General features: G+C 25.7%; 27 protein-coding genes. 11 read left to right on the top strand and 16 right to left on the bottom strand.

Annotation, left to right across the window (positions count from 1 at the left end; all coding sequences use genetic code 11):
- Positions 1-229: 229 nt before the first annotated feature.
- Complete coding sequence (ruvC, locus tag CKV87_RS11665; RefSeq protein ID WP_004510037.1) at positions 230-694, top strand: crossover junction endodeoxyribonuclease RuvC; 465 nt, start codon at positions 230-232, stop codon at positions 692-694.
- A gap of 47 nt (positions 695-741) precedes the next feature.
- A complete protein-coding gene (purN, locus tag CKV87_RS11660; protein WP_012148154.1) occupies positions 742-1,320 on the top strand; it encodes a phosphoribosylglycinamide formyltransferase in 579 nt (192 codons plus the stop codon).
- Between the two features lie 11 nt (positions 1,321-1,331).
- Here the strand turns inward: purN and CKV87_RS11655 are convergent, their stop codons facing one another.
- From CKV87_RS11655 to CKV87_RS11640, 4 genes are read right to left on the bottom strand one after another with little or no spacing between them, the layout of a single operon-like run.
- Positions 1,332-1,793: a hypothetical protein gene (locus CKV87_RS11655; protein WP_012148153.1), complete on the bottom strand. Its 462-nt coding sequence runs from the start codon at positions 1,791-1,793 to the stop codon at positions 1,332-1,334.
- 58 nt (positions 1,794-1,851) lie between these two features.
- A complete protein-coding gene (locus CKV87_RS11650) occupies positions 1,852-2,469 on the bottom strand; it encodes a trimeric intracellular cation channel family protein (protein WP_012148152.1) in 618 nt (205 codons plus the stop codon).
- Positions 2,470-2,487: 18 nt separating this feature from the next.
- Positions 2,488-3,405, bottom strand: a complete 918-nt coding sequence (locus tag CKV87_RS11645; protein ID WP_012148151.1) for a glutaminase — start codon at positions 3,403-3,405, stop codon at positions 2,488-2,490.
- A complete protein-coding gene (locus CKV87_RS11640) occupies positions 3,405-4,232 on the bottom strand; it encodes an FAD-dependent thymidylate synthase (protein ID WP_012148150.1) in 828 nt (275 codons plus the stop codon). The genes CKV87_RS11645 and CKV87_RS11640 overlap by 1 nt, the downstream gene beginning before the upstream one ends.
- Positions 4,233-4,357: 125 nt before the next feature.
- On the opposite strand from CKV87_RS11640, the gene CKV87_RS11850 reads away from it, so the two are divergent.
- The 3 genes from CKV87_RS11850 (at position 4,358) to CKV87_RS11625 (ending at position 7,611) form a co-directional block, all read left to right on the top strand.
- Positions 4,358-5,935, top strand: coding sequence for an HD-GYP domain-containing protein (locus CKV87_RS11850; RefSeq protein ID WP_012148149.1), 1,578 nt, complete (start codon positions 4,358-4,360; stop codon positions 5,933-5,935).
- A gap of 11 nt (positions 5,936-5,946) precedes the next feature.
- The gene (locus CKV87_RS11630; protein ID WP_012148148.1) at positions 5,947-6,798 is read left to right on the top strand and encodes a helix-turn-helix transcriptional regulator; all 852 of its coding nucleotides are present in this window, start codon (positions 5,947-5,949) and stop codon (positions 6,796-6,798) included.
- A gap of 63 nt (positions 6,799-6,861) precedes the next feature.
- A complete protein-coding gene (locus CKV87_RS11625) occupies positions 6,862-7,611 on the top strand; it encodes a class I SAM-dependent methyltransferase (RefSeq protein ID WP_012148147.1) in 750 nt (249 codons plus the stop codon).
- Here the strand turns inward: CKV87_RS11625 and CKV87_RS11620 are convergent.
- The 10 genes from CKV87_RS11620 to CKV87_RS11575 form a co-directional block, all read right to left on the bottom strand.
- On the bottom strand, positions 7,606-8,796 hold the full coding sequence (locus CKV87_RS11620; protein ID WP_012148146.1) for an ArsS family sensor histidine kinase: 1,191 nt from the start codon (positions 8,794-8,796) through the stop codon (positions 7,606-7,608). The genes CKV87_RS11625 and CKV87_RS11620 overlap by 6 nt on opposite strands.
- 1 nt (position 8,797) lies before the next feature.
- Positions 8,798-9,463, bottom strand: a complete 666-nt coding sequence (locus tag CKV87_RS11615; RefSeq protein WP_012148145.1) for a response regulator transcription factor — start codon at positions 9,461-9,463, stop codon at positions 8,798-8,800.
- Positions 9,456-9,836 carry a hypothetical protein gene (locus CKV87_RS11610; RefSeq protein WP_014469577.1) on the bottom strand — a complete coding sequence of 127 codons (381 nt, stop codon included), beginning with the start codon at positions 9,834-9,836 and terminating at the stop codon, positions 9,456-9,458. The genes CKV87_RS11615 and CKV87_RS11610 overlap by 8 nt, the downstream gene beginning before the upstream one ends.
- Positions 9,802-10,125, bottom strand: a complete 324-nt coding sequence (locus CKV87_RS11605) for a cytochrome c (protein WP_004510024.1) — start codon at positions 10,123-10,125, stop codon at positions 9,802-9,804. Before CKV87_RS11605 ends, CKV87_RS11610 begins: the two co-directional genes overlap by 35 nt.
- Positions 10,126-10,144: 19 nt before the next feature.
- Complete coding sequence (locus CKV87_RS11600) at positions 10,145-10,918, bottom strand: cytochrome b/b6 domain-containing protein (RefSeq protein ID WP_012148143.1); 774 nt, start codon at positions 10,916-10,918, stop codon at positions 10,145-10,147.
- Between the two features lie 9 nt (positions 10,919-10,927).
- On the bottom strand, positions 10,928-11,434 hold the full coding sequence (locus tag CKV87_RS11595) for a diheme cytochrome c (protein ID WP_012148142.1): 507 nt from the start codon (positions 11,432-11,434) through the stop codon (positions 10,928-10,930).
- Positions 11,435-11,443: 9 nt separating this feature from the next.
- Positions 11,444-11,845: a DUF1924 domain-containing protein gene (locus CKV87_RS11590; RefSeq protein WP_012148141.1), complete on the bottom strand. Its 402-nt coding sequence runs from the start codon at positions 11,843-11,845 to the stop codon at positions 11,444-11,446.
- 95 nt (positions 11,846-11,940) lie between these two features.
- The gene (locus CKV87_RS11585; protein ID WP_012148140.1) at positions 11,941-12,657 is read right to left on the bottom strand and encodes a phosphatase PAP2 family protein; all 717 of its coding nucleotides are present in this window, start codon (positions 12,655-12,657) and stop codon (positions 11,941-11,943) included.
- The gene (locus CKV87_RS11580; protein ID WP_041645031.1) at positions 12,635-14,245 is read right to left on the bottom strand and encodes a phosphoethanolamine transferase; all 1,611 of its coding nucleotides are present in this window, start codon (positions 14,243-14,245) and stop codon (positions 12,635-12,637) included. Before CKV87_RS11580 ends, CKV87_RS11585 begins: the two co-directional genes overlap by 23 nt.
- Before the next feature lie 91 nt (positions 14,246-14,336).
- Positions 14,337-17,705: a sensor domain-containing diguanylate cyclase gene (locus CKV87_RS11575; protein ID WP_012148138.1), complete on the bottom strand. Its 3,369-nt coding sequence runs from the start codon at positions 17,703-17,705 to the stop codon at positions 14,337-14,339.
- A 167-nt stretch (positions 17,706-17,872) separates the two neighbouring features.
- On the opposite strand from CKV87_RS11575, the gene CKV87_RS11570 reads away from it, so the two are divergent.
- The 6 genes from CKV87_RS11570 (at position 17,873) to CKV87_RS11545 (ending at position 24,172) form a co-directional block, all read left to right on the top strand.
- Positions 17,873-18,352, top strand: a complete 480-nt coding sequence (locus tag CKV87_RS11570; protein WP_012148137.1) for an RNA polymerase sigma factor — start codon at positions 17,873-17,875, stop codon at positions 18,350-18,352.
- Complete coding sequence (locus CKV87_RS11565) at positions 18,342-19,289, top strand: FecR family protein (RefSeq protein WP_012148136.1); 948 nt, start codon at positions 18,342-18,344, stop codon at positions 19,287-19,289. Before CKV87_RS11570 ends, CKV87_RS11565 begins: the two co-directional genes overlap by 11 nt.
- A gap of 98 nt (positions 19,290-19,387) precedes the next feature.
- Positions 19,388-21,736, top strand: coding sequence for a TonB-dependent siderophore receptor (locus CKV87_RS11560; protein ID WP_012148135.1), 2,349 nt, complete (start codon positions 19,388-19,390; stop codon positions 21,734-21,736).
- 49 nt (positions 21,737-21,785) lie between these two features.
- Positions 21,786-23,372 (top strand): PepSY-associated TM helix domain-containing protein, encoded by a 1,587-nt coding sequence (locus CKV87_RS11555; protein WP_012148134.1) that lies wholly within the window; start codon positions 21,786-21,788, stop codon positions 23,370-23,372.
- Entirely contained in the window at positions 23,369-23,674 is a 306-nt protein-coding gene (locus tag CKV87_RS11550) for a hypothetical protein (protein WP_012148133.1), read from the top strand. Before CKV87_RS11555 ends, CKV87_RS11550 begins: the two co-directional genes overlap by 4 nt.
- Positions 23,675-23,683: 9 nt before the next feature.
- Positions 23,684-24,172, top strand: a complete 489-nt coding sequence (locus tag CKV87_RS11545; RefSeq protein WP_012148132.1) for a hypothetical protein — start codon at positions 23,684-23,686, stop codon at positions 24,170-24,172.
- Between the two features lie 21 nt (positions 24,173-24,193).
- Here CKV87_RS11545 and yedF read toward each other — a convergent pair whose 3' ends face one another.
- Positions 24,194-24,433 (bottom strand): sulfurtransferase-like selenium metabolism protein YedF, encoded by a 240-nt coding sequence (yedF, locus tag CKV87_RS11540; protein WP_004510011.1) that lies wholly within the window; start codon positions 24,431-24,433, stop codon positions 24,194-24,196.
- Positions 24,434-24,443: 10 nt separating this feature from the next.
- Positions 24,444-25,640, bottom strand: coding sequence for a selenium metabolism membrane protein YedE/FdhT (yedE, locus tag CKV87_RS11535; protein WP_012148131.1), 1,197 nt, complete (start codon positions 25,638-25,640; stop codon positions 24,444-24,446).
- Between the last annotated feature and the right edge of the window lie 135 nt (positions 25,641-25,775).

Raw genomic sequence — 25,775 nt, 5'->3', positions numbered from 1 at the left:
TTATTTATAAACTCTTTATTTAATCGTAATTGTAGATATTATATCGAAATTTTTTATAAAAGAACTTCAATAAGATATAAATAACAAAATTTAGCTAAATATAAGAGTTGTACACGTAGTGAATAAGTTGTGAATAATTTTTTTCTTTTAGATAAAATATTTTTATACAAATACGATATAATCGAATTTTAAATTATGTGAATAAAAATTATGAATAAAGAGTGAAAAGTTGAAAATATTAGGAATAGACCCAGGAACTAGAAATTGTGGATATGCGATTGTTGAAAAAAATGGAAGAGATTTAAAACTTATTGAAGCAGGTCTAATCAAAATAAAAACAAAAATTTTACAAGAGCAAATTGTAGAAATGACAGAAGGCTTAGATTTGCTTTTTAAAAACCATAAAATAGATCAAGTTTCTATAGAAGATATGTTTTATGCATTTAATCCAAAAACAGTTATAAAACTAGCTCAATTTAGAGGAGCAATTAGTTTGAAGATTTTACAAGAGTTTGGAAATTTTAGTGAATATACTCCACTTCAAGTAAAACAAGCAGTTACTGGAAATGGAAAAGCAACAAAAGAACAAGTTGCTTTTATGGTAAAAAGACTTTTAAATGTAAAAAAAGAGATAAAACCACTTGATATTACTGATGCAATCGCAATTGCATTAACTCACGCACAAAGATTGTAATTAAACTTTAGATATAATCAAAACTTTAAAAAATTAGGATGATTTTAATGACAAAAATAGGAATATTAGCTTCATATAATGGTAGTGGATTTGAGACTATTCAAAAGGCTATTGAAAATAAAATACTTGATGCAAAAGTTGTAGTTGTTATTACAAATAATACAAATGCAGGAGTTTTAGAAAAAGCAGAATCTTACGATATTCCATATTTTATAATAAATGATAAAAGATATCCTGGTCAAGACATTGATGATAAAATTACAAGATTACTTTTAGAGTTTGGTTGTGATTATATATTTTTATCAGGATATATGAAAAAAATAGAATCAAAACTTTTAAAAGCATATCCTAACAAGATAATAAATACTCATCCAGCAATTTTACCTTCGATTTATGGAGGAGTTGGAATGTATGGTAGATTTGTACATGAAGCTGTAATTAAAAACGGTGAAAAAGAATCTGGGGTTACAATACATTTTGTAAATGAGGTTTATGATGAAGGTGAAAAAATTTTAGTAAAAAAACTAAAATTAGAAGAAAATGAAACAGTTGACACTCTTGAAGAAAAAATAAAAAATTTAGAAAAAGAGGCAATTGTAGAAGCTTTTAAAAAGATATTAGGTTAAACCTAATATCCTTATTTGATAATATTTGCTAACTCTTGTGGAGTTGAAATTTTAGTTATATTTGTAACTTTTAAGTTATCTAAAGTATAAACTATAATTTTTCCATCTTCTTTAGTAAAATTATCTTTGTTTGTATCATCTAAAAGTAAAATTGAAAAAGGATATTTTTTCATTTTTGGAAGAGCTATATATTTTGAAATTAAACTTGGCATTCCTGAAATATCAGCAATATAAACAGCATTGTTTTTTTCTAAAATATTCTCTTTTTCGCTTAATGGTAAAAGATAATCTCTTATCATATCACTTGTTGCTTTATCACTAGCAAATAAAATTGTTTTGATATTTGCGTTTAATGTATGTTCTTTTTCAAATTGGTCTTTGATTTTTAGTTCAGAAACTGTACTATCAACAGCCAAAGGATTAGCAAATGCAACAACACCTAAAAAAATTGTAAGTAGCAATTTTTTAATCATAAATTTTTTCCTTTAATTAAAAATATCAAAAGTTTATCTATAAAAAGTAAATGAAAAGTTAATTTTCTTTTGATAAAGTTGGAAGATGCCATTTTCTATAATAAGCAATAATTCTCAACGCTACACCCAAAATAAAAACTATTGATAAAGTAAATAAGTTTCTTATTTCAAAAAGTTCTAAAATATAAACAGCAATACCTACAATCAAAGCTACACTTGCATAAAATTCTGAAACTAATATAAATGGAACTTTATTGATTAAAATGTCTCTTATAGTTCCACCACCAACAGCAGTTATAAAAGCAAGAATTAATACACTTAAAAAATTAAAACCACTATTTATTGCAATAATTGCTCCAGCAATAGAAAAAGATACCAAACCAATAGCATCAGAAATAACAAATGCCCATTTTCCTTCTAAATCATCAATCTTATGAAGTTTGAATAACATAGCGATTAAAACTGTAGTAATAACCAAAATTAAAGGAAGATTTGAAGTAAAAACATAAGGTGTTCTATCTGCAAGAACATCTCTTATCATTCCTCCACCAAAAGCAGTTAAAAATGCAGCAATAAAAACTCCCAAAATATCAAGTTTATTATAGACCCCCATTAGAAATCCACTAAGAGCAAAGCAAATAATTCCTATAATATCAGCAATTTCAAATGCACTCATTTATAAAATCCTTAAAATTTAAAAAATTGATAGACCAGTTTTTGTAGTAAATAATTCTAGAGCTTTTGTTCCAATTAGTGAATTTCCTTGAGTATTTAGTTTTGGAGAATATACACAAATTGCCATTTTTTTAGGAACAATTGCGACAATTCCTCCTCCAACACCGCTTTTTCCAGGAAGTCCAACTTTATAAGCAAAATCTCCACTTGCATCATAATGACCGCAAGTAAGCATAAGTGAACTTATTCTTTTTGCTTTTGATTCAGTGAGAATTCTTTCATTTGTTATTGGATTTATTCCATGATTTGCCAAAAAAAGCATTGAACTTGCAAGTTGAGACGGGCTCATCATAATAGAACATTGTTTAAAATATGTTTTTATAACTTCGTCAATATCATTGTGAATATTTCCAAAACTTTTAATCATATTTATTAGCGCGTAGTTTCTGAATCCATGTTCTAGCTCAGAGTGAAAAATCTCTTCATTAAAATCTATGGTTTTATCATTTGAAACCATTTTAATAAAATCTAAGATTTGATTAAAAGTGTCATTTTTATAAATAGAAACCAAAGTATCAGCTGTTACTATCGCACCAGCATTTATAAATGGATTTCTTGGAATTCCATTTTCATATTCAAGTTGAACTAGTGAATTAAAAGGATTTCCCGATGGTTCATGACTAACTCTTTTATATAACTCTTTTCCATAATAGTTTAAAGCCAATGTAAATGTAAAAACTTTTGAAATGCTTTGTATGGAGAATTTTTTATCTATCTCTCCAACTCCAAAAGTTTGACCATCAAACATTTTGATTGCCATAGAAAATTGATTAGGATTTACATTTGCAAGAGCTGGAATATAACTAGCAACTTTTCCTTCAACAAAAAGAGCTTGAATCTCTTTTTCAATCTCTTCTAAAATAGTTTGATAATTCATTACTTTTCTAGTAATTCTTTCATTGCAAGAGCAGTTTGTCTAATTTCCCATTGTGCGTGAGAATCATCTCTTAATCTAAAATAGTTTGCAAGTTGAGTTGGTTGAAAAGCTCCCCAAATTTGTGAATAACCAGCTTGTGGGATTATTCTTCTAGCTTCTTGAGGTTTAACACCATTTTCTAGTAGTTCAAAATATAACTCTTCACTTTGTTTTATTAAAGCTTCAACTTTTGGATTATTTTGTAGTTTTTCACTAATATAAAATTCAAAAGGAACTCTTTTCCCACTTACATATCTTCTACTTAATTCTTGCCAATTTACTCTGTGTCTCACCATTTGGCTTCGTGTTGGGAAATCAACTTTGTATAAAAATACTTTGAAGTATTGTTTTATAATTTCACACTCAATTTCTGTATTGTAGATAGTTCTAATATCAAAACTATAGGCATTTTCATTGTTTTCAAAATCATAAACTAAAGCTCTATAATTTGTAAGAAGATATTTTCCATCACAAATAAGTTCACCAAATTTTTTTACATTTGAGTATTCTAAAGCTAATATCTCTTTATGTTTTTCATTTGTTGGGTCAAGTAATACTGGTACAAACTCAAAACTTGAACTTGGAAGCCCTTTACTTTCAGCTGCAAGTCTGTTGTATAATGATTCACTTCCTAAAGCATTTGGATTTTGATAACAAATTGAAGCAACTTGAGTAATAGCTAAGATTCTATTTTCTTCATTTAAGTTTGCTTTTGAAAAATCCCAATTTTCCACAAATGCAATATTGTCTCCAAAAATATTCTCTTTTTTATTTATCAATTGAATCATTTTATACCCTTTTTCTTAATTGGATGAATTATACAAAAAAAAGTATTTGAATTCATTAAGTATGAAGTTATAAATATTAGTTTTGATATTATATTAAAATTATTTTATTATCGAAATGAATAAAAATGAACATAAAGAAGATTATAAAAATTAGTTTTATGATAATGTTATTTATAGTTTTAGTTATAGGAATTATAAATACAATAATTATTTATCAAATCAGAGAAAACAATTTCACAAAAGAATTAATCACAAACTTAGTATCAATGCAAGAAAATATGAATGAGTTACTAAAAGATATTACTAATGTAACTTCCGTAAAAGAGTTAGAAATTAAAAAAGAAGCTTTTATAAAATATGAATTAAAGTTTGAAGCTATTGAAAAGAAATTTAAGCTTAAAGATGAAAAAGATTTTGTTGATTTATTTATTCCAGATATTTATAAAGATGAAGTTATTTCTACAAAACTTACTCTTTTATATGAAAATGAAAAAGAGATAGAAGATGCCTTTTATATTATTTATGATTTAGAAAATAAAAAGTTAGATTTAAAAGAGGAGTTTGATAAAAATTATCCTATTGAAAATCAAATAAGAAAAGAGCTTGATTTAAAAATACAAGAGTTAAAAAGTTACAAATTATTCAAATTATTTAGTGACGTGAAATATTATAGTAAAGAGACACTTTATCAATATAAAAATCAAATAACTTTAAATAAATGGATAGAAAAGATAGAGTTATTACAAGCAGAATATAATCAACCAGAAATCGATGAGTATAAACAAATAGTTTCTAAATTAGGAAATCAAGTTGTATTATTAAAACAGATAGAAGAAAAAGAGAATGAACTAAAAAATAAGGTTTTTGATGTAATTAATCAAAATAAAATTTATAGTTCTGAGATTGAAAAAAAGATAGCAGAATTGTCAGCTGATTTTATTAATTATACATATTTTAGTGTTTTATTTTTACTTTTAATAATTGGTTCTTTCATAATAATTTTAGAATATAAAGTTTACAAAAATATAGGTTTATCTGTTGATGAGATTGAAACAAAAGTGCAAGAGGGTTTAGAAGAGATAAAAAATCTAAATCAAGAGATAGAAAATACTCAAAAAGAAGTAGTTTTTACAATGGGTGCAATTGGAGAAAGTAGAAGTAAAGAGACAGGAAATCATGTAAAAAGAGTTGCAGAATACTCAAAACTTTTGGCTTTATATTATGGTTTAGATGAAAAAGAAGCAGAACTTTTAAAACAAGCAAGTCCGATGCATGATATTGGAAAAGTCGCAATTCCTGATGCAATATTAAATAAACCTGGTCGTTTTGATGAAAATGAGAGAGAAATTATGAATACACATGCAGCCTTAGGTTATGAAATGTTAAAACATTCAAATAGACCTTTACTAAAAATGGCTGCAATTGTAGCAAATGAACACCATGAAAAATGGGATGGAACAGGTTATCCAAAAGGATTAAGTGGAGAAAATATTCACATTTATGGAAGAATAACTGCACTTGCTGATGTTTTTGATGCTTTGGGAAGCCATAGAGTTTATAAAAAAGCTTGGGATGATGAAAGAATTTTTAATCTTTTTAAAGAAGAGAGAGGAAAACATTTTGATCCAAAGCTTGTAGATATTTTCTTTGAACATTTAGATGAGTTTTTAAAAATTAGAGAAACTTTTAAAGATAAGTTTTAAAAAGATTTATTATGACTTATATTGTTCCAAACTATTTTATAGAAAAAAATGATAGTAGAATTGTTGATTTAGAAGAGATTTATTGTATAAATTATATTACAAAATATCGAGAAGATTTTTTATCGATTAGAAATACAATGCACGCTCTTATGATTCCTTTGATTGGTCAAAAAATCATAACTACAAAGGAAGAAAAACTAGATATAAACTCATCAAATATCTGTTTTTTGTATCAAAACAACTATTTTTTAAGTAAAAGAGTAAATGAAAATCTAAAATACAAATCAATAGTTTTGTTTTTTAGTGATAAGTTTATATTGGATTTTATAAAAAAATATAAAATAAAGAGTGATAAAAAGCTTGAAACTGAACTTTTTAATTTTGATTATTCAAAGTTTGAAGAGTTAAAAATAGCTATAAAATCTTTTGAAAACTATTTGGAAAAGGATTTTTCAAAAGAGCTTTTAAAACTAAAAATAGAGGAGTTATTTCTTTTAGTTTTACAAAAAGATGAAAAGAGTTTGATACAGTTTTTTAATAAAATTATAAATACTACAAAAGATAGAATCAAATATATTTTAGAATCAAATCTTGATTTTGTAAATAGTTTTGAAGATATTTGCAGTTTAACAAGACAAAATCCTTCAAAAATTAGAAAATATTTTAAAGATGAATTTAACACAACACCAAAACTTTGGATAAATGAAAAAAGATTGGAAAAAGCAACTTTGTTATTAAAAACAACAGATGAAACAATCTCTCAAATTGCAACTTCATGTGGATATTCAAGTGTATCTTGGTTTATTTTAGAGTTTAAAAAAAGATATAACTTAACACCAAAAGATTACAGATATAAAATATAACTTTTCTTATACTATTAATTTTTCAAAAAATATAAAATTTCTTAAAATAAAAAGGAATTAATTATGAATAAAAATAGTTGGAATGCAGATGATTATTCACAAAAAGCAAGTTTTGTTTCAAATTTGGCTTTTTCTTTAGTTGATATTTTAGATGTGAAAAAAGATGAAAAGATTTTGGATTTAGGTTGTGGAGATGGAACTTTAGCAATAAAGATACAAAATCAAGGTGCAAATGTAATTGGAATTGATTTAAGTGAAGAGATGGTTTTAAAAGCAAGAGAAAAAGGTATAGAAACTTTTGTTATGAGTGTTACAGATTTAAAATTTGAAGATGAGAGTTTTGATAAAATTTTTTCAAATGCTGTATTACATTGGGTTAAAGATTTAGATAAAAGTGCAAAAGAAATAGCTAGAGTTTTGAAAAAAGATGGAAAGTTTGTAGCTGAATTTGGTGGTTATGGAAATATAAAATTTTTATGTGAAGCGATGGATGAAGTTTTTTTAACGCATAAAGATTTTGGAGAGTTTAATAATCCTTGGAATTTTATAAGTGATATTGAATATAAAAAAATATTAGAAAAAAATGGTTTTGAAGTTGAATCAATAGAGTTGATAGATAGACCAACAAAAATTGAAGATATAAAAGTTTGGTTGGATATTTTTGCAAATGGAATCACTAAAAATTTAACAACAAAACAAAAAGAGATTTTTAAAGAAGAGGTTGAAAAGATTTTAAAAAATAAAATCTACTCAGAAGAGTTTGGTTGGCTTGCTGATTATGTAAGATTAAGAGTTGTTGCAAATAAATTATAAAACAATTTTAAAAATATTATAGTGATTTTCATAAGAGTAAAGTAGCTGAAAATTGTGTCTATCAAGTATTTTTTTTACGATGCTTAAACCCAAACCAAAACCATCTCTTTGAGATAGTTCTTGTGTAAAAGGTTTTAGATAGTATTCAAACTCTTTTGAGAGTTGTTTTCCTTTATTTGAAATAGAGATTTGGTTTTTATCTACTTTTATGATTATTGGAAATGAAATAGCGTATTTTAAAGCGTTATCAATCAAGTTTTTGAAAGCTATTGAAAGATAATATAAATCGGCATTTATTTTAAAATCTTCATTTATATCTATTTGGATTTTTGATTCATCTTCTAAATAGAGTTTTCCTAAAGATTCTAAAACTAAAGTTTCTGCACTAAATGTTGTTAGATTTAATTTTGCAAGATTTAGTTTTTCAAGTTCAATTAGTTCATTTGTTAAACTCTCTAAATCTGAAAAAATCTTTTTTAGTAACTCTTTTTGTGAAAAATCATCTATTTTTTCAATCGCAAATTTTCCTTTTGCTATTGGAGTTCGTAGTTCATGTCCTATATCTCTTAAAAGCTCTTCTCTTGTTTTTATAGAGTTTTCAAGTGAACTTGCCATACTATTAAAAGTTTTTGCCAAAGTTCCTATTTCATCTTTTGAGTTTATATTTATTCTTGTTGTTAAATCACCATTTGCAAAGTTTTTTATCTCTTTTGTTATTGTTTTTAAAGGAGAAAGGAGTTTTAAAAGATATAAAAAAATTAGAAAAAGTGCAAAAATATCTAAAAATACAAGGAAATTTAAAATTATTTTATCGTTGAGGTTTTGCTCATCTGGTGTTTTTAAGATATATTCTTCATCTAAATAGTTTAATTTTATAATAAATTCATCTTCAAAATGTTTTTTTAAAATAGTAATATTTCCAAAAGTATAATTTTGCTCATAAATAATCTTTGCATCGGAAATTTTAAAATCTTTCATTATTTTTAGATTGTTTTTATGAAATAGGTAATTTATATGGTTTTTATTTTCAATATTTCTAAAAACTTCTTCTATTACTTTTAAATATTTATCTTTTATTAGATTGTCCATTCTTTTAGAATTTATATTATCAACCCATAAACCAATGATTGTCATTAGAATTAGACTTATTACAAATAAAAAAGAAATTTTTTTAAAAATTGACATTTTAACCTACAAACTTATAGCCAATACCCCAAACGGATTTTATATATTTAGGGTTTTTAGAATCATCACCAATTTTAAATCTAATATTTGATATATGCATATCAATAGTTCTATTTTTTGTATTTATATCCAAAGAGCTTGCATTTAGAATCTGCTCTCTTGAAGAGATTTTATTTTGATTTTCAATTAAAAATAGAAAAATCTCAAACTCAATTTTTGTTAAATCTACTGGATAATTATCTACTAAAACTGTACGATTTTCTTTATCAATGATAAAATTACCAATATTTATTGTTTTATTAAAATCTTTTTTTAAAATATGTTCTATTCGTAAAACTAGCTCTCTTGGTTCATAAGGTTTTGCTAAATAATCATCTGCTCCAAGTTCAAATCCATGGATTTTATTTCCAATATCTCCTCGTGCACTTGAGATAACAATAGGAATATCTTTTATCTGTTTTAATTTTTTAAATAAATCAAATCCATCCATTTCAGGAAGCATCAAATCAAGAATGATTATAGAGTAGTTATTATCTATTTTAAAATGTTCTAATACATCTTTTGGTTGGTCAAATGCAACACAATCAAAGTCGTATTCTTTTAGATATTCAACTATTAGTTTTTGCATATCTTTATCATCTTCAATTAATAAAACTCTTTTATTCAATTTCCCATTCCTCTAAATAATCTGCAAACTCTTCTCTTTGTTTTTTATTCAAAACTTCATGTATTTTTTTTATTCGTTTTACTTCAAGTTTTGTAGCTTTAGTTTTTAAATCCATAAGTATTTTATAATATAACTCTTCATTAAAATTGTCAGATTCAATTATATCTTCTAAAATATCTTCTTGTTCATGTTTATATTCATAAAACTCTTTATAATCTTTTTTTAAATCAAGTAAAGCTTTTTTTATAACCTTTACTTGATCTTCATTTAAATCTAAATAGTCTAAATCTTTGTATGAATATTTATGCTTATTATCTGCATTTAAAATTAAAACAAAACTAATTAAAAGTAGAAATATCTTTAATATTTTCATATTCAATTAATCCTTTTTCAATATCACTATGACAAGCTTTGCAGTTTGCTTTACTTTTAACTTGTGGATTTTCAAAAACCTTTTCTGGAATCTTTCTATGTTTTTTCTTCCAGTAACTCGTTTGGCTTAGAGCTATTATATCTTGATTATTAATTGAATTCAAAAAATTCCAACTTGCTTTATAAGAAGAGTTTTCTGCACTGTTTTTTATTAAAAAATCTAAAATATTTTTATTTGTTTGAACATCAAGAGAAGCATCATCTCCAAAATGATTCTCTAAATCTGCCATAATTAGTTCCCATGACTTTTTAGGTAAAAGATTTGGTGGGATAAAGAGTATGGCAACTTCCACACTCGCTTACAAAAACTTCATTTTGTGCTTTGTAATCTATTGGTTCAAATTTTGAAGCAATAAATATATTTTTTGGCTCTATTAAATTAAATACCAAAAATCCAATAAAAAGTATAAACATGAAAAGAGCAAATAATTTTTGGAAAATATTTAATTTTATACTTTCACTCTCATTTGTCATTTTATAACCTGTAACAATTGAGTTTAAAGTTTGATGTTTCTTATGTAAAAATCTATCTAGCATTACACCACTTATATGAGCAACAATCAGTGCTATAAGAAGATTTGCTAAAATCTCATGAATCTCTTTGAATAGTTTCATATTTTTGAAATAAGAGTCATTTAAAAAAGCTAAAATACCTTTTCCCTCTTGTATCCCAAAAGCTAAAATACCAGTAACAATTACTAAAAAAGTTACTATTAACATAGCTATCATTACATAAGATGCTAAAGGATTATGACCAATATATTTTTGATTTTCTTCAAAAATATTATTTAAAAACTCTTTTATATTCTTTTTACCTCTTGGAAAGTCTTTAAATTTTGAATATTTAGGTCCAAAAAATCCCCAAAACAATCTAAAAGCTAAAAGAATTAATATAGCATAACCAGCAACTGCATGATAATTTAATAATTTATCATCATCAGTTAAAAATGCTAATAGTATAAAAACTGCAAACAAAGAGTGAAAGACTCTTGTTGGCAATGACCAAATATATGATTTCCCCATAATTTCCTCCTACTTTTTATCCCATTTCCCATAATTTGGAATATCTACATCTTTGTCACTAAAAACACCTTTTTGTGCATTTTTATGACAAGCAGTACAGTTAAATAATCCTTTTACTTCTTTTTGTGTGATTAAATCTTTTCTAATTTCCTTATGCTTTCTTTTTATATAAGGCATAGTTGAAATAGCATCTGGAATTTCATTTGGTGCTAAACTCTCAACTATTTTTTTACTTCTTTTGAAATTCATATTTTTTTCAGCACTATTATCATTTAAATATTTTGATAAAGTTTTGAAAGTTTCTTCATCAACTGAAGCATCATCACCAAAATGATTACTTAGATTTTCCATCATTTTATTCCATGCGTTACTTGGTAAAAGACCAGCTGGATATGCAAAATGGCAACTTCCACACTCTTTTTTGTAAACTTCATTATTTACAGGTGCTACGCTTATTTTTAAATTCTCAGCGTATAAACAACAACTAATGATACTCAAAAAGATTAACTTTTTCATATTTTCCCCTTATTTATTTATGATATATGTTATAACATCACCTTTTTGAATAGCTGTTCCTTCTTTGTTATAAACATCATTGAAATTTCTTTTTAACCATTTTTCAATTTCATTGATATCGGTTAATCTTTTTTGATTTGTTTTTGGTGAAAGTGGTTCTATAGTTTTACCTGTAAAGAAATTTTCATGCGATTTTGTCAAATCAGTACCATGACATGATGTACATGAAATCTCTTTACCTTTTTTTCCTATATGTTTTGAAGTGAAAATTTCTTCACCTCTTTTTGCATCAAAATTTTTAAAGTTTGGGTCTTCTTTTAAAGCTTCTTGTTTTAAAGAGTTTAAATATTCATCAACAGTTGAACTAAAACTAAAGCTTATCAGTAAAGCAGTAAAAATTAGAATTTTCATAAAATACTCCTAAATATTTTTATATTTAGAAGTTTAGAATAATAGTTTAAAGTTTTATTCTGAATTTACTTGACAATTTCTTGACATATATATATTCAGATTGTGGTTGATTTTTTAAATTTTACTTTTTCTAAAAATGAAATAGATTTTACGATGAGTAAAATAATGAGCCAACCTAAAATCATTGATATTAATGTATGACTTAAAAAATGATCACCAATAGACATTTTATATCCACCAGTCATCCACGCAAGAACTAAAGCAATTCCTAAAGCAATTTTTTGGTTTCGTGGTTTTTTAAATAAGAAAAATAATGCCATTAAAGAAAACCCCATACTTGCGTGACCTGCTGGCCAACATTTTATTTTTGATTTTTGTATAAAATCTTTTGGATATGAATCAAAAATTCTAACATCAGGATATCTTCCCCCATATTCTGCAAGATTATTTGGACAAGGCATATTTGTAACACCTTTAATTGATACAGTAAGAGCAGGAACAAGAATCATAGAAAGAAGTAAAATAACTAAACCTTTTTTATACTGTTCAATTATGTTAATCTTTTTAAATAAAGATATAACAACTAAAATTAAAATTAAAATAGAAAATATTTTAAATAATTTTTTAAATCCATCATAAAAAATATATTTCAAAATACTATCTTTTCTATCAACAATCCAAGACTTGCCTTCAAAATTATAAAAATAAGATTGAAGACTCATATCCCAATTTGTAAATTGAAAGAATAAAACGACAGCTATTAATAAAATAGCTGTAATTATTATTTGTTTATTGAGGTTTTCTTGCGTCATTTAAAATATCCATGTCCTTTTTATAAATTTTTGTTTCAACTTCAAATAGCCCTAAAAGAGTATGAAATAGATTATCTTGAGAAAAATCTCTATTTTTATATGAATTTAATTTATCTATATCATAATCTTTAGACATTTCTCCATCACCTAACCAAATAAATGATGCTACATTTATTTGTTCTTTTGGAGCTATTGCATATGGCATACCATGTAAATATATACCATTTTCTCCTAAACTCTCACCATGATCACTTATGTAAACAAGTGCAGTTTTTTTCGTTTTAGAATAAGGTTTTAAAAAGTTTATTGCTTTTGATAAAAAATAATCTGTATATAAAACAGCATTATCATAAGCATTTTCTATCTCTTCTTGAGTACATTCTTCTAGTTGATTTGTTTTACAAACGGGAGTAAATTTTTCAAACTCTTTTGGATATCTTTTATAGTAAGCTGGTCCATGATTCCCCATTTGATGAAGTACTATCAAAATATCTCTATCTTTATTTTTTTCAATATAATTTTCAAGTCCAACAAGCATACCTTCATCTCTGCACTCTTCTTCATTACAGATTGTATTCGTAGCAGGTGTTTTAAAATCTTCATAATCAACTCTTAAAGCAACACCTTTTGAATCTGAATTATTATCTCTCCATAACACAGCTATATCTTGTGTATCTTTTAAAACATCTAAAACATTTTCAGTTGAAATACCTTTTTTATAACTATAATTATCTTTTCCAAAAATTGAAAACATACAAGGAATTGAATGTGCAGTTGAAGTTCCACAAGAGTACATATTTGGAAAATTTATAATCTTTTCTTGTTTTAAAAGAGGATTTGTCTCTTTTTTATAACCATTCATAGAAAATCTATCTGCTCTTGCTGTTTCTCCAACTACTAAAATAATTAGTTCTTTTTGTTCTTCTATTGGTTCTACTATTTTTGAATCTTTTCCAATCTCTTCAAGAGTTGTTGGAGCTACATCCATAGATTTATTTATATAATTTCCTATACTATACATCCAAAATATTGGATTTATATTATATCTTAGAGGTTTATGCTCTCTAAAAAATGAAGTATAAAATTTACTAAAACTAAAGATTATTACTAAAATTAAAACTAAAGATAAAAGTATAGTTTTTAGTTTTGAAAATAGTTCACTTTTAAAAGATTTATATTTGATTTCTGTTTTATATATAAAATATGCTGGAAGAATTGCTAAAAAAATTACATATAAAACAAGTTTGAAACTAAATAAATCTTTTGATTCATTTAAATTTGTTTGTAAACTATTTCTAATCATCTCTGTATCAATAACAACACCATAACTATCCATAAAATAAGCAGTAAATGCTGATATTGCAAATAGAGTAATTAAAATTGGTTTTGTTGTATATTTAGAGCTAAAAATTGTAAAAATAAAAGTTAATAAACTTACCAATAAAATTGTCATTGATAATATATAAACTATATTTAAACCACTAAAACCATAAGTATTTATAACATTCTTAAAAAATGAGAAATTATAAAAAAGAGTAAAGAAGATAGAACTAAATAATATTAGTCTTTGTTGAGATAAATCCTTCAAAAATTGCCTTTGCATTTAATATTTACGAATTTTAAGTTTTAATAATTAATAAATAATAAATAAATTTTTGAATTTGATTAACAAAGTTTTTTTAAACTATTATTACTTTATTTCTTCCCGCAGCTTTTGCTTCATAAACTGCTTCATCTGCTCTTTTTATTGTTTTAATAATATCTTCATTATTTTGATATATCGTTCCTCCAATCGAACAAGTCTTTTTACCAATTTTAGGAAAATCGTAATCTTCAATAGCTTTTCTTAAGTTTTCAAGTATTTTAGAAAGAGTATTTTCTGAATTTAGTTGTAAAACTAAAATAAATTCTTCTCCTCCCCAACGAATAAGAATATCATTTTTTCTAGAAGAGTTATTTATTATTTCAACAAATTGAATTAAAACTTCATCTCCAACATCGTGCCCATAAGTATCGTTTACTAATTTAAAATGGTCAATATCTAACATTGCAACAGCAAGTTTAGAGTGATTTGTATTATATTCATAAATTAGTTTTTTATAATTTTTATCAAAAAATTCTCTATTATAAGAATTTGTAAGTTTATCTCTTATGATTTTTTCTTCTAAAGATATATTTTTTAAAATAGTTTCAGAAATATCAGTAAAACTAACTATCATCTCTTCTTCATCAAAAATATTTACTGAAACAGAAAAAGCATGTTCTTTAAAATCTTTATCAATCATAGAAACAATTCTTTTTGATTCTTCTATTGTTTTTATTTCATTTATCCAATGAGTATCTTTTTTATAAAAGAATTTATCTTTTTCTAAAAAGAATTCACAAATACATTTATGATATTTTCTGAAATTATCAAGATTTTCAAATCCTAAAAAGTCAAAAAACTTTTGATTTGCAAACTTTATATTTTCTCCATCCGTTAGTATCACAATATTATCTTGAGATTCAATCAATCTTTCAAGATTTTTATAAGACTCTTCTAATTTCTTTTGTACGATTTTTTCATTTGTAATATCCCTTGCTGAAGAGTATATAAACTCTTGCCCATCAAGTTTTATTTTTACAAGGCTTATTGCAGCATCATAATAAGAGCCATCTTTTCTTTTATGAACTCTTTCTATAAAAGTTGTATCATATTTTATAGTAGAGATAAGATTTTTAAAATCTTCAATTGTTTTTATGTCTCTATCCCAATCCAAAATTGTAAGATTTTGCATCTCTTCATCGTTATAACCTAAATATTTCTGAGTTTGTTTACTATATTCTAAAAGTTTTCCTGTGTTTATATCAGTTACAAAAATAGCATCTGAAGATAGATTGATAAATGTTTGAAATTTTGTTTTCTCTTTTAATATCTCATTTTTTAATTCTTGCTCTTTTGTTACATCTTTTATTATAGAAAATAGTATAAGACCACTTTCTGTTTCAATTGGTGAAGAGTTTACTTCAACAGTTCTGATAGTTCCATTTTTTAGCTTGTGAAAAAAGATAAAAGAGTTTTTTGTTAAAGTTTTTGCTTCTGTGTATTTTTCCTTTAATTTTTGATGAGCTAATAAATTTATTTTTGAAATATCCATTCCTTTTATTTCATCGATAGAATATCCATAAAAATCAACTGCACTTTGGTTTGCATCAATTATTTTTTGATTATTTGGATTTATTAAAAGCATTACTGAAGAGTGAGTTTTAAACATATTCTCAAATCTATTTTTTACAATTTCCATTTCTTGAATTAATATTTTTTCTTTAGTTACATCTATGTGTGTTCCCATCATTATGATAGGTTCATTCTTTTTACTCCACGATATTACTTTTCCTCTTGCTTCTATCCAAATCCAAGAACCATTTTTATGTTTCATTCTCATTTCAGATTCATAATAATCAAGTTCTTTATTAAAGTGCCTTCGTAAAAGTTGTTTACTTTTTTCTAAATCATCTGGTTGTACAAATCTCATCCATGTGTTTATAGTTGTAGGCGAAATCTCATCTAAAGTATAACCAATCATTTGTGCCCATTTTTCATTAAAGATAACTTCGTTTGTTTGAACATTCCATTCCCATGTACCAGCATTTGTTCCTGTTATTATATTTGCTAATCTATTTCTTTCTATAATTAAAGAATCTTCTTTTTCTTTTAAATTGCTTTGATCAAACATATAACCTACTATTCTAGTAACACTATTATGTTCATCTCTGATTAGATTTGTGTAGTCATAAAAATATTTATATATACCATCTTTCATTTTTATTCTATATGATTGTTCAAAATTATTTATACCATTTTCTATAAAATCTTTAACTTCTTTTTCAACTTTATTTATATCATCTGGATGTATTAAATCCATATAATTAAAATAACTAGATAACATCTCTTCTTTTTTGTATCCTAAAATATTTTCACAATTGTTAGAAATGTATTTTATAGGAAAATTCTCTTCATAAGCCCACTCTATTGTTATAACTGGACCTGATGAAAATAAATCTCTATTCTTTTTTAATTCATTAATAGCAATTTGTTCTTTTTTATAGCTCTTTTTAACAATGATAAATACAAAAATAGAAGCTAAAACAAATAAAATTAATAAAATAGTAACTGTTAATAGATTTTTTTCCCATCTAGCTAAATAATCTTCTTGGGATAAAGCAACTTGTACATAAAATGGATATTTATCCATTACTATGAAACTTCCAACTCTTTTTTCATTATCAGTTGAAGCTATATATTCTAAACTTCCTGATTTTTCTCCAGCTTTTATCTTTAATGCAATAGGATTATTTGAGGGTAAAGGTTTATTTATCTCCGATTCATTAAGTAATGGATATTTTGCTATTAATTCTGTATTTTCAGAATTTCTTAATAAAGCCACTCCTTTGTCATTTGTATTTATTGAAGATAAAGTTTTGTTTATAGTATCTATATCAATAAGAGCAGTTAGAACACCTATTAACTCTTTATTTTCATCTCTTACAGCAAGAAGTTGTGCTAGTGAGTTTTTACCTGTTGTACGAGAAACTATAACATTAGAGAAACTTTCTGTTAAATCTTTATTATCTTTAAATATTTGGAATTGTGGTCGATCTGATATATTTATATTATAATTTAAAGGGTTTGAAGAGTATAAAATATATCCATTTTTATCTATAAAATTTATAACACTGATGTCTTTAAAATTTTTTACTAATGAGTTAAACTTTTCAAAAACAATTTGTCTTCTTATTTTGTCATTTCCTTCTAAAAATAGTTTATTCTCTTTTGGTAATGTAAGTATTATATTTTGTGCAAAATTAAGTATATTATCTATTTGTTCAAAGTCATTCTCAAGTTTCTTTGTAAGTAAAATTGTAAGGTTATTTGTTTTTATTATTCCCGTTTCAACAGATCTTTTGTATTCAAGATATCCTTGAAATAAAATAACAGTTAAAACAATAAAAATAGAAAGTATAAACCAAATATTTGTAAAATTTTTTATATTAATCTGTTGTTTCAAGTTATAAATTCCTATATTTAATGTGATTATTTATTATATTGATGGTTTTCAAAAAAGCGACGCATTATATCTTATTTATATTGAGTTCATAATTATAAGTGTTTAAGCTCTTTATTCGTTATTTATAATTATAATAATTGCTATTAATAGTAGGAAATGATTTAAAAATGATAGATTATTATAAAGAAATTTTTCAATATATAAAGAAAAATATTTTTGACAAAGATTTAGCCCATGATGTTACTCAAGAGACTTTCGCAAGAGCTATAAAAAGTGCTGATTTAAATCAGATAGAAAATGAAAGAGCTTTGTTATATAGGATTGCTAAGAATGTAATGTTTGATTTATACAAAGAGAAAAATAAAATAAATAAAATAAGTTTTGATGAAGAAGAGTATACAGATAATAGTAATACAACAGAAGAAAATATAATAAAAGATGAAGAAGTTATGTTATTAATGAAAAGTTTAGATAATTTACCTAAAAAAAGAAGACAAGCATTTACTTTGCACATAGTTGATGGTTATACAAGAGAAGAAGTAGCTGAGCTTATGGGAATATCTTTAAATGCTGTTGAACAACATATAAGTAGAGCAAGTAATCAAATAAAAGAGAATTTAATTAAAGAAGAAAACAATGCCAAATAAAAATATTATATTAGAAAAAGCAAGATATTGGTTGAGTTGTTTTCAAGAAGGACAAAATATCTATTTAAATAAAGAGTTTTTGTCTTGGATAAATAATGAAGAACATCAAAGAATTTTTGAAGAAGAAAAAAGATTTAGACAAATGTTCTCAAATCTCTCAAAAGAGTGTAAAAAAGAGTTAACAACAAGAGTAAAAGAAGAATTAAGAAGAGAAAAGTTTTTAAATAAAATCAAAATTATAACTCCATTTGCAGCCTGTTTTTTGATAGTTATATTTGTATATGTTTTATATTTTAAAGATAATTTTTCTCAAAATATATATAGTGAAAATAAAATAATTCAAGATATTTTAATGCCAGATAATTCAAAAATAACTCTTGATGCAAAAACAAATATAAAAGTGGCATATTCAAAAAATAAAAGAGAAGTTTTTTTAGAAAAAGGAAAAGCTTTGTTTGAAGTAAGTCCAAATAAACAAAAACCATTTTTTGTAAAAAGCGATGATATTTTTGTAAAAGTTGTAGGAACGAAATTTGAAGTAAATAAAAAACAAGATAGAGTTAATATATCTGTTTTAGAAGGAATTGTAGATATAAATCATAGTGATTTAAAAATAACTCAACTTAAAAAAGGTGATGTTTTAGAGATAAAAAATGATGGAAAAATAGAAAAACTAGGAAAAGTATCTGTTGATAAAATGGCTTCTTGGCAAAGTGGAAACTTGATTTTTCATCAAACACCTTTATTTGAAGTAATAAATGAATTTTCAAAATATAGTAATAAAAATATAGAATTAATATTAGTAAAAAATGATAAATTTCCAATAACTGGTGAATTTAATATAAATGAATTTGATAAATTTGTAAATTTATTACCTTTAATTTATCCTATAAAAGTTGAACAAATACCAGAAAATAGGGTAATTCTAAAAGATTAAAAATTTATTTAAAAATTTTGTCAGGAATTTTCATTTTTAAAGACTTCCATTATAGAGATTAATTCTCATAATTAATAGATATAAAAAAGGAAGCAAATATGAATTTTTCTAAAAGAATAGCAATATCTACTTCACTTTCTATTATTTTAAGTTCTTCGCTTTTTGCAGCAGAATTTAATATAGAAAGTGGAACTCTTGAGAATGCTATAAAAACTATTTCAAAAACGTCAAATATGACATACTTAGTTGACACAAGAATTTTAGAGGGGAAAAAAGTTTCTAAAATAGAAAATATTGAAGGTATTGAAAATGCTTTAAAAGAGGTATTAAAAGGTACAAATCTTGAAGCAGTAATCAAAGATAATACAATTATTATCAAAAAAAAGGATATTTTAGGCAAAGGTTCTGTTTTGGAAGAAGTTTCTGTAAATGAAACTTATTCTACAGCTTCAAATTCATATACGATAAAAGAGACAAGTAGTGCCGCAAAACTTGATTTGTCTTTAAAAGAAACTCCTCAATCAGTTACAGTTATTACTCAAAAACAAATACAAGAGCAAAATCTTCAAGATTTAAATGAGGTTTTAACTCAAACTCCTGGTGTAACGATAAGTCAAATGGGACAATTTGGAGCAGGATATACTTCTTATTATGCAAGAGGAACAACAATTACTAATTTTCAAAGAGATGGTTTACCTTCATCTGAAATCAATATTGGTAGATTTAATGGTTTTGTGGGGCTAGAAGATACTGCTATTTATGAAAGAATTGAAATTATAAGAGGTTCAACTGGACTTACAAATGGAGCAGGAAATCCAAGTGCTAGTATAAATTATGTAAGAAAAAAACCAACAAAAGATTTTCAAGGAGATGCGAAAATATCTTATGGAAGTTGGGATACATACAAAGGAACACTTGATATATCTGGTGGATTAAATCAAGATGATAGTATAAGAGGGAGATTAGTTACTTCTTATAGTGATGGAGGGAGCCAACAAGATAGATATAATAAAGAAAATAGTTTATTATATAGTGCACTAGATTTTAATTTGTCAGATAATACACTTTTAACAACATCTATCACATATCAAAAAACAGATGTAGACAATGCTTCCCCTCATGGATTTAGCTCGGTGACAACTGACCCTATATCACAAAAACAGACAACTTTTGGAAGACATGATAATGCTGCTGCAGATTTTACATACACTAATATAGAAAGGTTAAATTTATCTTTAGGTTTAGAACATTATTTTAATAATGATTGGAAAGCATCTGCAAATTATTCATATACGAAAACAGAAACAGAGAGACTTTATGCTGTTGCTGGTTCAAGCTCTTTTTCTTATATTACTGGAAAAATGGGTGGACAGATGGGATACGTAGAAAGAAATCCTGATACTCACTCGATTGATTTATATGCAAATGGAGATTTTAATGCATTTGGAAGAGAACATAAGTTATCTTTTGGAGTAAATGGGCATCAATCTAAAACAGATGATCCTGCAGAGGTTAGAAAAGCTTTTAGTGTTGATATAGATGGTTGGAATGGACATATAGCAAATAAACCAGTATTACCTAAAGCAACAAGTAGGTATGTTTTTGATGAAAAGCAAATTGGTGCTTTTACTGCTTTAAATCTTGAATTGTCTGATCCTTTACATTTAATTTTAGGAAGTAGAATATCTAATTTTGAAAGAGTAAACAATAAAGGAACATCAACAGAACAAGAACAAAAATATAATGGGGAAGTTACTCCATATTTAGGTTTAGTATATGATATAAATGAGAATTTTGCTACTTATGCTAGTTATACATCTATCTTTAATCCAACTTCTAGTGCCAAAGATACAAGTGGTAATTATCTTGAACCAGAAGAGGGAAATACAGTTGAATTTGGTATAAATTCAGAGTTTTATGATGGAAAATTAAATAGTAGTATTGCTTACTTTATAACAAAACAAGATAATTTAGCTGTTACAGATGCTCCAAATCTAACTCCAGAGGGTAATACGGCTTCTAAAAGTGTTGATGGTGTAGAGATGAAAGGATGGGATTTAACTATTGGTGGAGAAATTTTACCAAATTGGGATATGACAGGTGGATATACATACACAGATGCAAAAGACCAAAATGGAGATAGATTAAATTCAGGTTCTGTACCTAAGCAAACACTTAAATTCTTTACTACTTATAAATACAACAAATTAACTCTTGGTGGTGGATTAAATTGGCAAAGTGAAATTCATAGCTCAACAAATAATTTGAATAAACAAGAAGCTTATACTGTAGTAAATGCAATGGCAAAATATGATATCAAAAAAGATTTCAGTGTTATTTTAAATGCTAATAATATTTTTGATGAAGAGTATGTTTTAAATACTGTTGGTTCTCAAACTTGGGGTGCTGAAAGAAATTATACTTTATCTCTAAATTATAAATTCTAAATAATAAAATAAAAAAGGATTAAAAAATCCTTTTTTATTAGGAAAGACAATGATAAAACAATTAACAAAACAAGAAGAAAAAAAACTATTTAATCAAAGACTTCAAAGAGTACATATAGCACTTGGGATTAGTTTTTCCTTTTTAATGTACACAGCACTATTTTTTGGGATTTTTGCAATAATGCTTCCATATATAGAAAACTGGGAAAATCCTTCACGACATCTTAAAATTGTTGATGTATCAAATATTGATTATACAAAAATGGTAGATAAAGTTTTAAATGATTCTGATTTTCCAAAAACTAAACCAATAACTATAACACTTCCTGGTTATATGAAAGACCCAACTTTAAAAATATCAACACAATTTGTTGCACCAAAAGTTTTTGACCCAAATACTTCTTTAGAAATAAAAGAAGAGAGTAAAGTTTTTGAACTTGCAAAGTTTTTAAATTATATGCATTATGGAAGACCATTTGGAGAATTTGGTTGGTATATTTTTGGAATTATGGCTGTTGCCTGTATCATTTTAATGATAGGTGGTTTATATCAAATCTTAACATTAAAATACAAAAATAGTACAACTAGTCAAACAGGAACATTTTCTAAATGGCATAGAAAAATTCTTCTTTGGACTATGTTACCATTTATTATTATTACAATAACCGGAGCTTTTTTTAATCTTGGTAAAAAATTTGCTCCAGCAATGGCTTATGTTGTTACAAAAGGAGAGATTTATGAACCTTTTAAATTGATTAGTCCCGTTTATAATCTACCTGAACCCAAAAAAGAGAAAAAAAATGACAATGTAGAGATGCTTTCTATAAATGAACTATTTAAAAAAGCTCAAAGTATAGCTCCAGAGATTAATTTTTATAGAATTAAACTTACAAATTGGAGTGATTCTAATGCAATGATAAAATTTGAAGGTTATAATCCATATATCCCATTTTTAAATGGAATTACAAATAGACCAAATGTGATTTTAAGCGCAGTTGATGGAAGCTTGATATATGAACAAAAAGTAATGGATAAAAATTGGGGTTCTATGTTTTATGATGCTATGGTTTATATTCACTTATTGTTTAGTGTAGATGATTTAACTAGGTTATTTGTGGCTTTTCTTATGATTACAACTATTTTAGCAATAGGTTTTGGGAATCTATTATATCTTGAAAAAAGGGCTAGAAAGTTTCCTTTAAATATTCCAGTTTATCAAGGCTTTGGAAAACTTTCTCTTGCAGTTATGATTGGTGTTATTCCTGCAACTGGATTATTATTCTTTTTACAATGGATACTTCCTTTTGATATGGAAAATAAAAGTTTAATTCAACAAGGTCTTTTTGCAACTTTTTGGGTAGGAACATTTACTTATTCTTTTTATAAACTTAATTCTTATAAAACGGCAAAAGAGTTTTTATATCTTGGTGGAATATTATTTATTTTAAGTCCAATTGTTCATTTTATAAATAGTGGTTTTTCTCCTATAAAACTTTGGAATCAAGAGGTTTATACAGTTTTAGGTACTGATATAGGACTTTTTATTTTTGGTTTGATTTTACTAATTATTGCTAAAAAGTTACCAACTAATAGAGAAAAAATCCAAGCTTTTTGGACTTCAAGAGGTGTTAAATGAAAGATTTAATTCAAAAATTAAAAATACCAGAAAATAGTGGAAAAAAAATAGGTTTATTTAGAACTATTTGTGCAATATTTGGTGGACTGTTTATCTCTTATTCTGTGATGGCAATTTTTACTATGATTATACCATTGAGGTTAAATGATTTAGCACTATTTTCTATAATAATGAGTGCATTGCTTTGGGCTTTTATATCTCTTTGGATAAGTTTAAGTTCTAGTAGATATATAGCACTTTTAAGAACTATTGTTCCAAGTATAATATTTGGAATATTACTAATAATACTTTATAATATTTAAGGATAGAAAATGAAAAAAGCAATTATATTTTTGAGTTTAAGTGTTAGCTTATTTGCACATAATTTGATAATGAATGTAATAGATAATAAAGATAATACAATAACAGTAATCGGAGAATTTAGTACAGGAGAAGATGCAGCAGGAGCATTAGTAAGAGTAGAATCTTTAATAAGTGGAGATGTGTTGTATAAAGAGAGACTACCAGAAGCAAGTGAACTTACTATTACTATTCCAAAAGAGCCATATCAAGTAGTTCTTGATGGAGGACCAGGACATACAATAGTAAAAGAGGGAATAGCTCCATTAGAAGGGTTTAAAGAAGAATTAAAAAGTAAGAATGATTCTACAAAGAAATTATCAGTAGCACAAAATGCAAATAATGAATGGGATTTAATAACAATAGTGTTTTTTGTATTGTGTTTAATATTATTTGCAATGGCTATTTATTTTAGTAATAAAAATACAAATAAGATTTTACAACAGCTAAAAGAGAATTGATTTCCTCTTTTAGTTTATAGTCTATTTTTGTATGATGTATCTAATTGTTGGACCATCACTATCTATTAGTAAAACTTTATAACCGTGATTTTTAGCATCTGCTGGAATATTATTTATACTTTGCGGGCAGTCACTAATAACTTCTAATATTTCACCATCTTTTAACTCTTTCATTGCTTCAAGAGTATTTATTGCAGGATATGGACAAGGTTCACCTTGCATATCTATTCTATAATCTGGAATAATTTTATCTTTGTTCATAATATTTCCTTTATCTATTTCTTGATTTATTTAGGTATCTTTTTTCTAATACTAAAATAACTATAAAGAAGATTAATAATAATCCGTAATTTATAAATAAACCACCATAATTTCCAAATTCTTGAAGTAGATTTATTTTTGGCCAAGATGTAGCTAGTACAGGTGAAATATCATCCCAAACAAAGGCTAAAAGAGTAGCTCCTATAATATTTCCAATTCCAACTATCCAAAAATGAACTTGTCCTTCTACTGCTCTATACATCCATCCACATTCACAACCACCAGCAAGAACAATTCCAAATCCAAATAAAAATCCACCAATAATTACATTTGGTCCAGTCCAAAATATTTTTGGAGGTTGTCCCATCATAATATAAGTAAATACACCTAAAGTTGCAACAGCCATACCTATAATAATAGCTTTTGCTAATTCACTTCTTCCTGTTGTGAATATATCTCTAAATGCAGATGTGAAACAAATTTGTGCTTTTGCAATAGCTAAACCAAAAGCACTACCAAATAACATTGCCATTCCAAGTTTTGTAGCTTGTTCAATAAATATTAAGTATGTTGCCCAAATAATAATTCCTATAAAAACAACTGTTCCAAAAGTAAAGAATTTTTTAACTTTTTCTTCATTATGTTCTAAAGGTTTAGCACAAGATACTTTTTGCATTTTTATTTTTGATTGGAAAAAAGAGCTCATAGCCAATTTTACTCCAAAATAAACTCCTACAATCATTGCCGCTGTAAATACCCAAGCATGAAAACTAAATTGAGGAATACCAGTAAAGAAACTTGCTAAATTACAACCCATACCAAGTCTTGCTCCAAATCCTGCAATAATTCCACCAATTAATGCTTGCCAAATTCTTATATTATTCACTGGTAGTCTGAACTTTACATTATTTCCCCAAAATGCAGCAGCAATACAACCTGCAAACATTCCAATAATCATAACACCATCAACTCTAGTAAATATATTCCCATCTATTTTCATAAGTTTGTAGTATCCCCAAGATGATACATCTACATTAAATAATTGTAAAAAATGACCACCCCATCTTGTAAATTCTCCTGTAACAGCCCAATAAGTGCCAGTTATTCCAAAATAATACGCACTTAAAACTCCAAGTGCAATAACAGCAGGAATTGGTGCCCAAAATTTAACTAAAAAATCTCTTTTGAAATTTTGCCAAAAGTTCATTTCTTCTCCTAACAGTAAAAAGTTTAAAATTGATATTTTTATAAGACAGTGCTTGAATATTTGAAAGTTCTATGAAGTCAAGATGTCAATTTGTACCACAAATCTAAAATGTCCATAATATCGAAAATAAAATTA

Source organism: Aliarcobacter butzleri (genome assembly GCF_900187115.1).
In the GTDB taxonomy this organism is placed as follows: domain Bacteria; phylum Campylobacterota; class Campylobacteria; order Campylobacterales; family Arcobacteraceae; genus Aliarcobacter; species Aliarcobacter butzleri.
Note: the sequence above shows the minus strand (reverse complement) of the source record. Positions and strands in the feature narration are given on the sequence as shown.

Coding starts and splice junctions, on each gene's coding strand:
- purN (WP_012148154.1), top strand. CDS start 742: ATGACAAAAATAGGAATATTAGCTTCATATAATGGTAGTGGATTTGAG.
- CKV87_RS11655 (WP_012148153.1), bottom strand. CDS start 1,793: ATGATTAAAAAATTGCTACTTACAATTTTTTTAGGTGTTGTTGCATTT.
- CKV87_RS11650 (WP_012148152.1), bottom strand. CDS start 2,469: ATGAGTGCATTTGAAATTGCTGATATTATAGGAATTATTTGCTTTGCT.
- CKV87_RS11645 (WP_012148151.1), bottom strand. CDS start 3,405: ATGAATTATCAAACTATTTTAGAAGAGATTGAAAAAGAGATTCAAGCT.
- CKV87_RS11640 (WP_012148150.1), bottom strand. CDS start 4,232: ATGATTCAATTGATAAATAAAAAAGAGAATATTTTTGGAGACAATATT.
- CKV87_RS11850 (WP_012148149.1), top strand. CDS start 4,358: ATGAACATAAAGAAGATTATAAAAATTAGTTTTATGATAATGTTATTT.
- CKV87_RS11630 (WP_012148148.1), top strand. CDS start 5,947: ATGACTTATATTGTTCCAAACTATTTTATAGAAAAAAATGATAGTAGA.
- CKV87_RS11625 (WP_012148147.1), top strand. CDS start 6,862: ATGAATAAAAATAGTTGGAATGCAGATGATTATTCACAAAAAGCAAGT.
- CKV87_RS11620 (WP_012148146.1), bottom strand. CDS start 8,796: ATGTCAATTTTTAAAAAAATTTCTTTTTTATTTGTAATAAGTCTAATT.
- CKV87_RS11610 (WP_014469577.1), bottom strand. CDS start 9,836: ATGAAAATATTAAAGATATTTCTACTTTTAATTAGTTTTGTTTTAATT.
- CKV87_RS11605 (WP_004510024.1), bottom strand. CDS start 10,125: ATGGCAGATTTAGAGAATCATTTTGGAGATGATGCTTCTCTTGATGTT.
- CKV87_RS11600 (WP_012148143.1), bottom strand. CDS start 10,918: ATGGGGAAATCATATATTTGGTCATTGCCAACAAGAGTCTTTCACTCT.
- CKV87_RS11595 (WP_012148142.1), bottom strand. CDS start 11,434: ATGAAAAAGTTAATCTTTTTGAGTATCATTAGTTGTTGTTTATACGCT.
- CKV87_RS11590 (WP_012148141.1), bottom strand. CDS start 11,845: ATGAAAATTCTAATTTTTACTGCTTTACTGATAAGCTTTAGTTTTAGT.
- CKV87_RS11585 (WP_012148140.1), bottom strand. CDS start 12,657: ATGACGCAAGAAAACCTCAATAAACAAATAATAATTACAGCTATTTTA.
- CKV87_RS11570 (WP_012148137.1), top strand. CDS start 17,873: ATGATAGATTATTATAAAGAAATTTTTCAATATATAAAGAAAAATATT.
- CKV87_RS11565 (WP_012148136.1), top strand. CDS start 18,342: ATGCCAAATAAAAATATTATATTAGAAAAAGCAAGATATTGGTTGAGT.
- CKV87_RS11560 (WP_012148135.1), top strand. CDS start 19,388: ATGAATTTTTCTAAAAGAATAGCAATATCTACTTCACTTTCTATTATT.
- CKV87_RS11555 (WP_012148134.1), top strand. CDS start 21,786: ATGATAAAACAATTAACAAAACAAGAAGAAAAAAAACTATTTAATCAA.
- CKV87_RS11550 (WP_012148133.1), top strand. CDS start 23,369: ATGAAAGATTTAATTCAAAAATTAAAAATACCAGAAAATAGTGGAAAA.
- CKV87_RS11545 (WP_012148132.1), top strand. CDS start 23,684: ATGAAAAAAGCAATTATATTTTTGAGTTTAAGTGTTAGCTTATTTGCA.
- yedF (WP_004510011.1), bottom strand. CDS start 24,433: ATGAACAAAGATAAAATTATTCCAGATTATAGAATAGATATGCAAGGT.
- yedE (WP_012148131.1), bottom strand. CDS start 25,640: ATGAACTTTTGGCAAAATTTCAAAAGAGATTTTTTAGTTAAATTTTGG.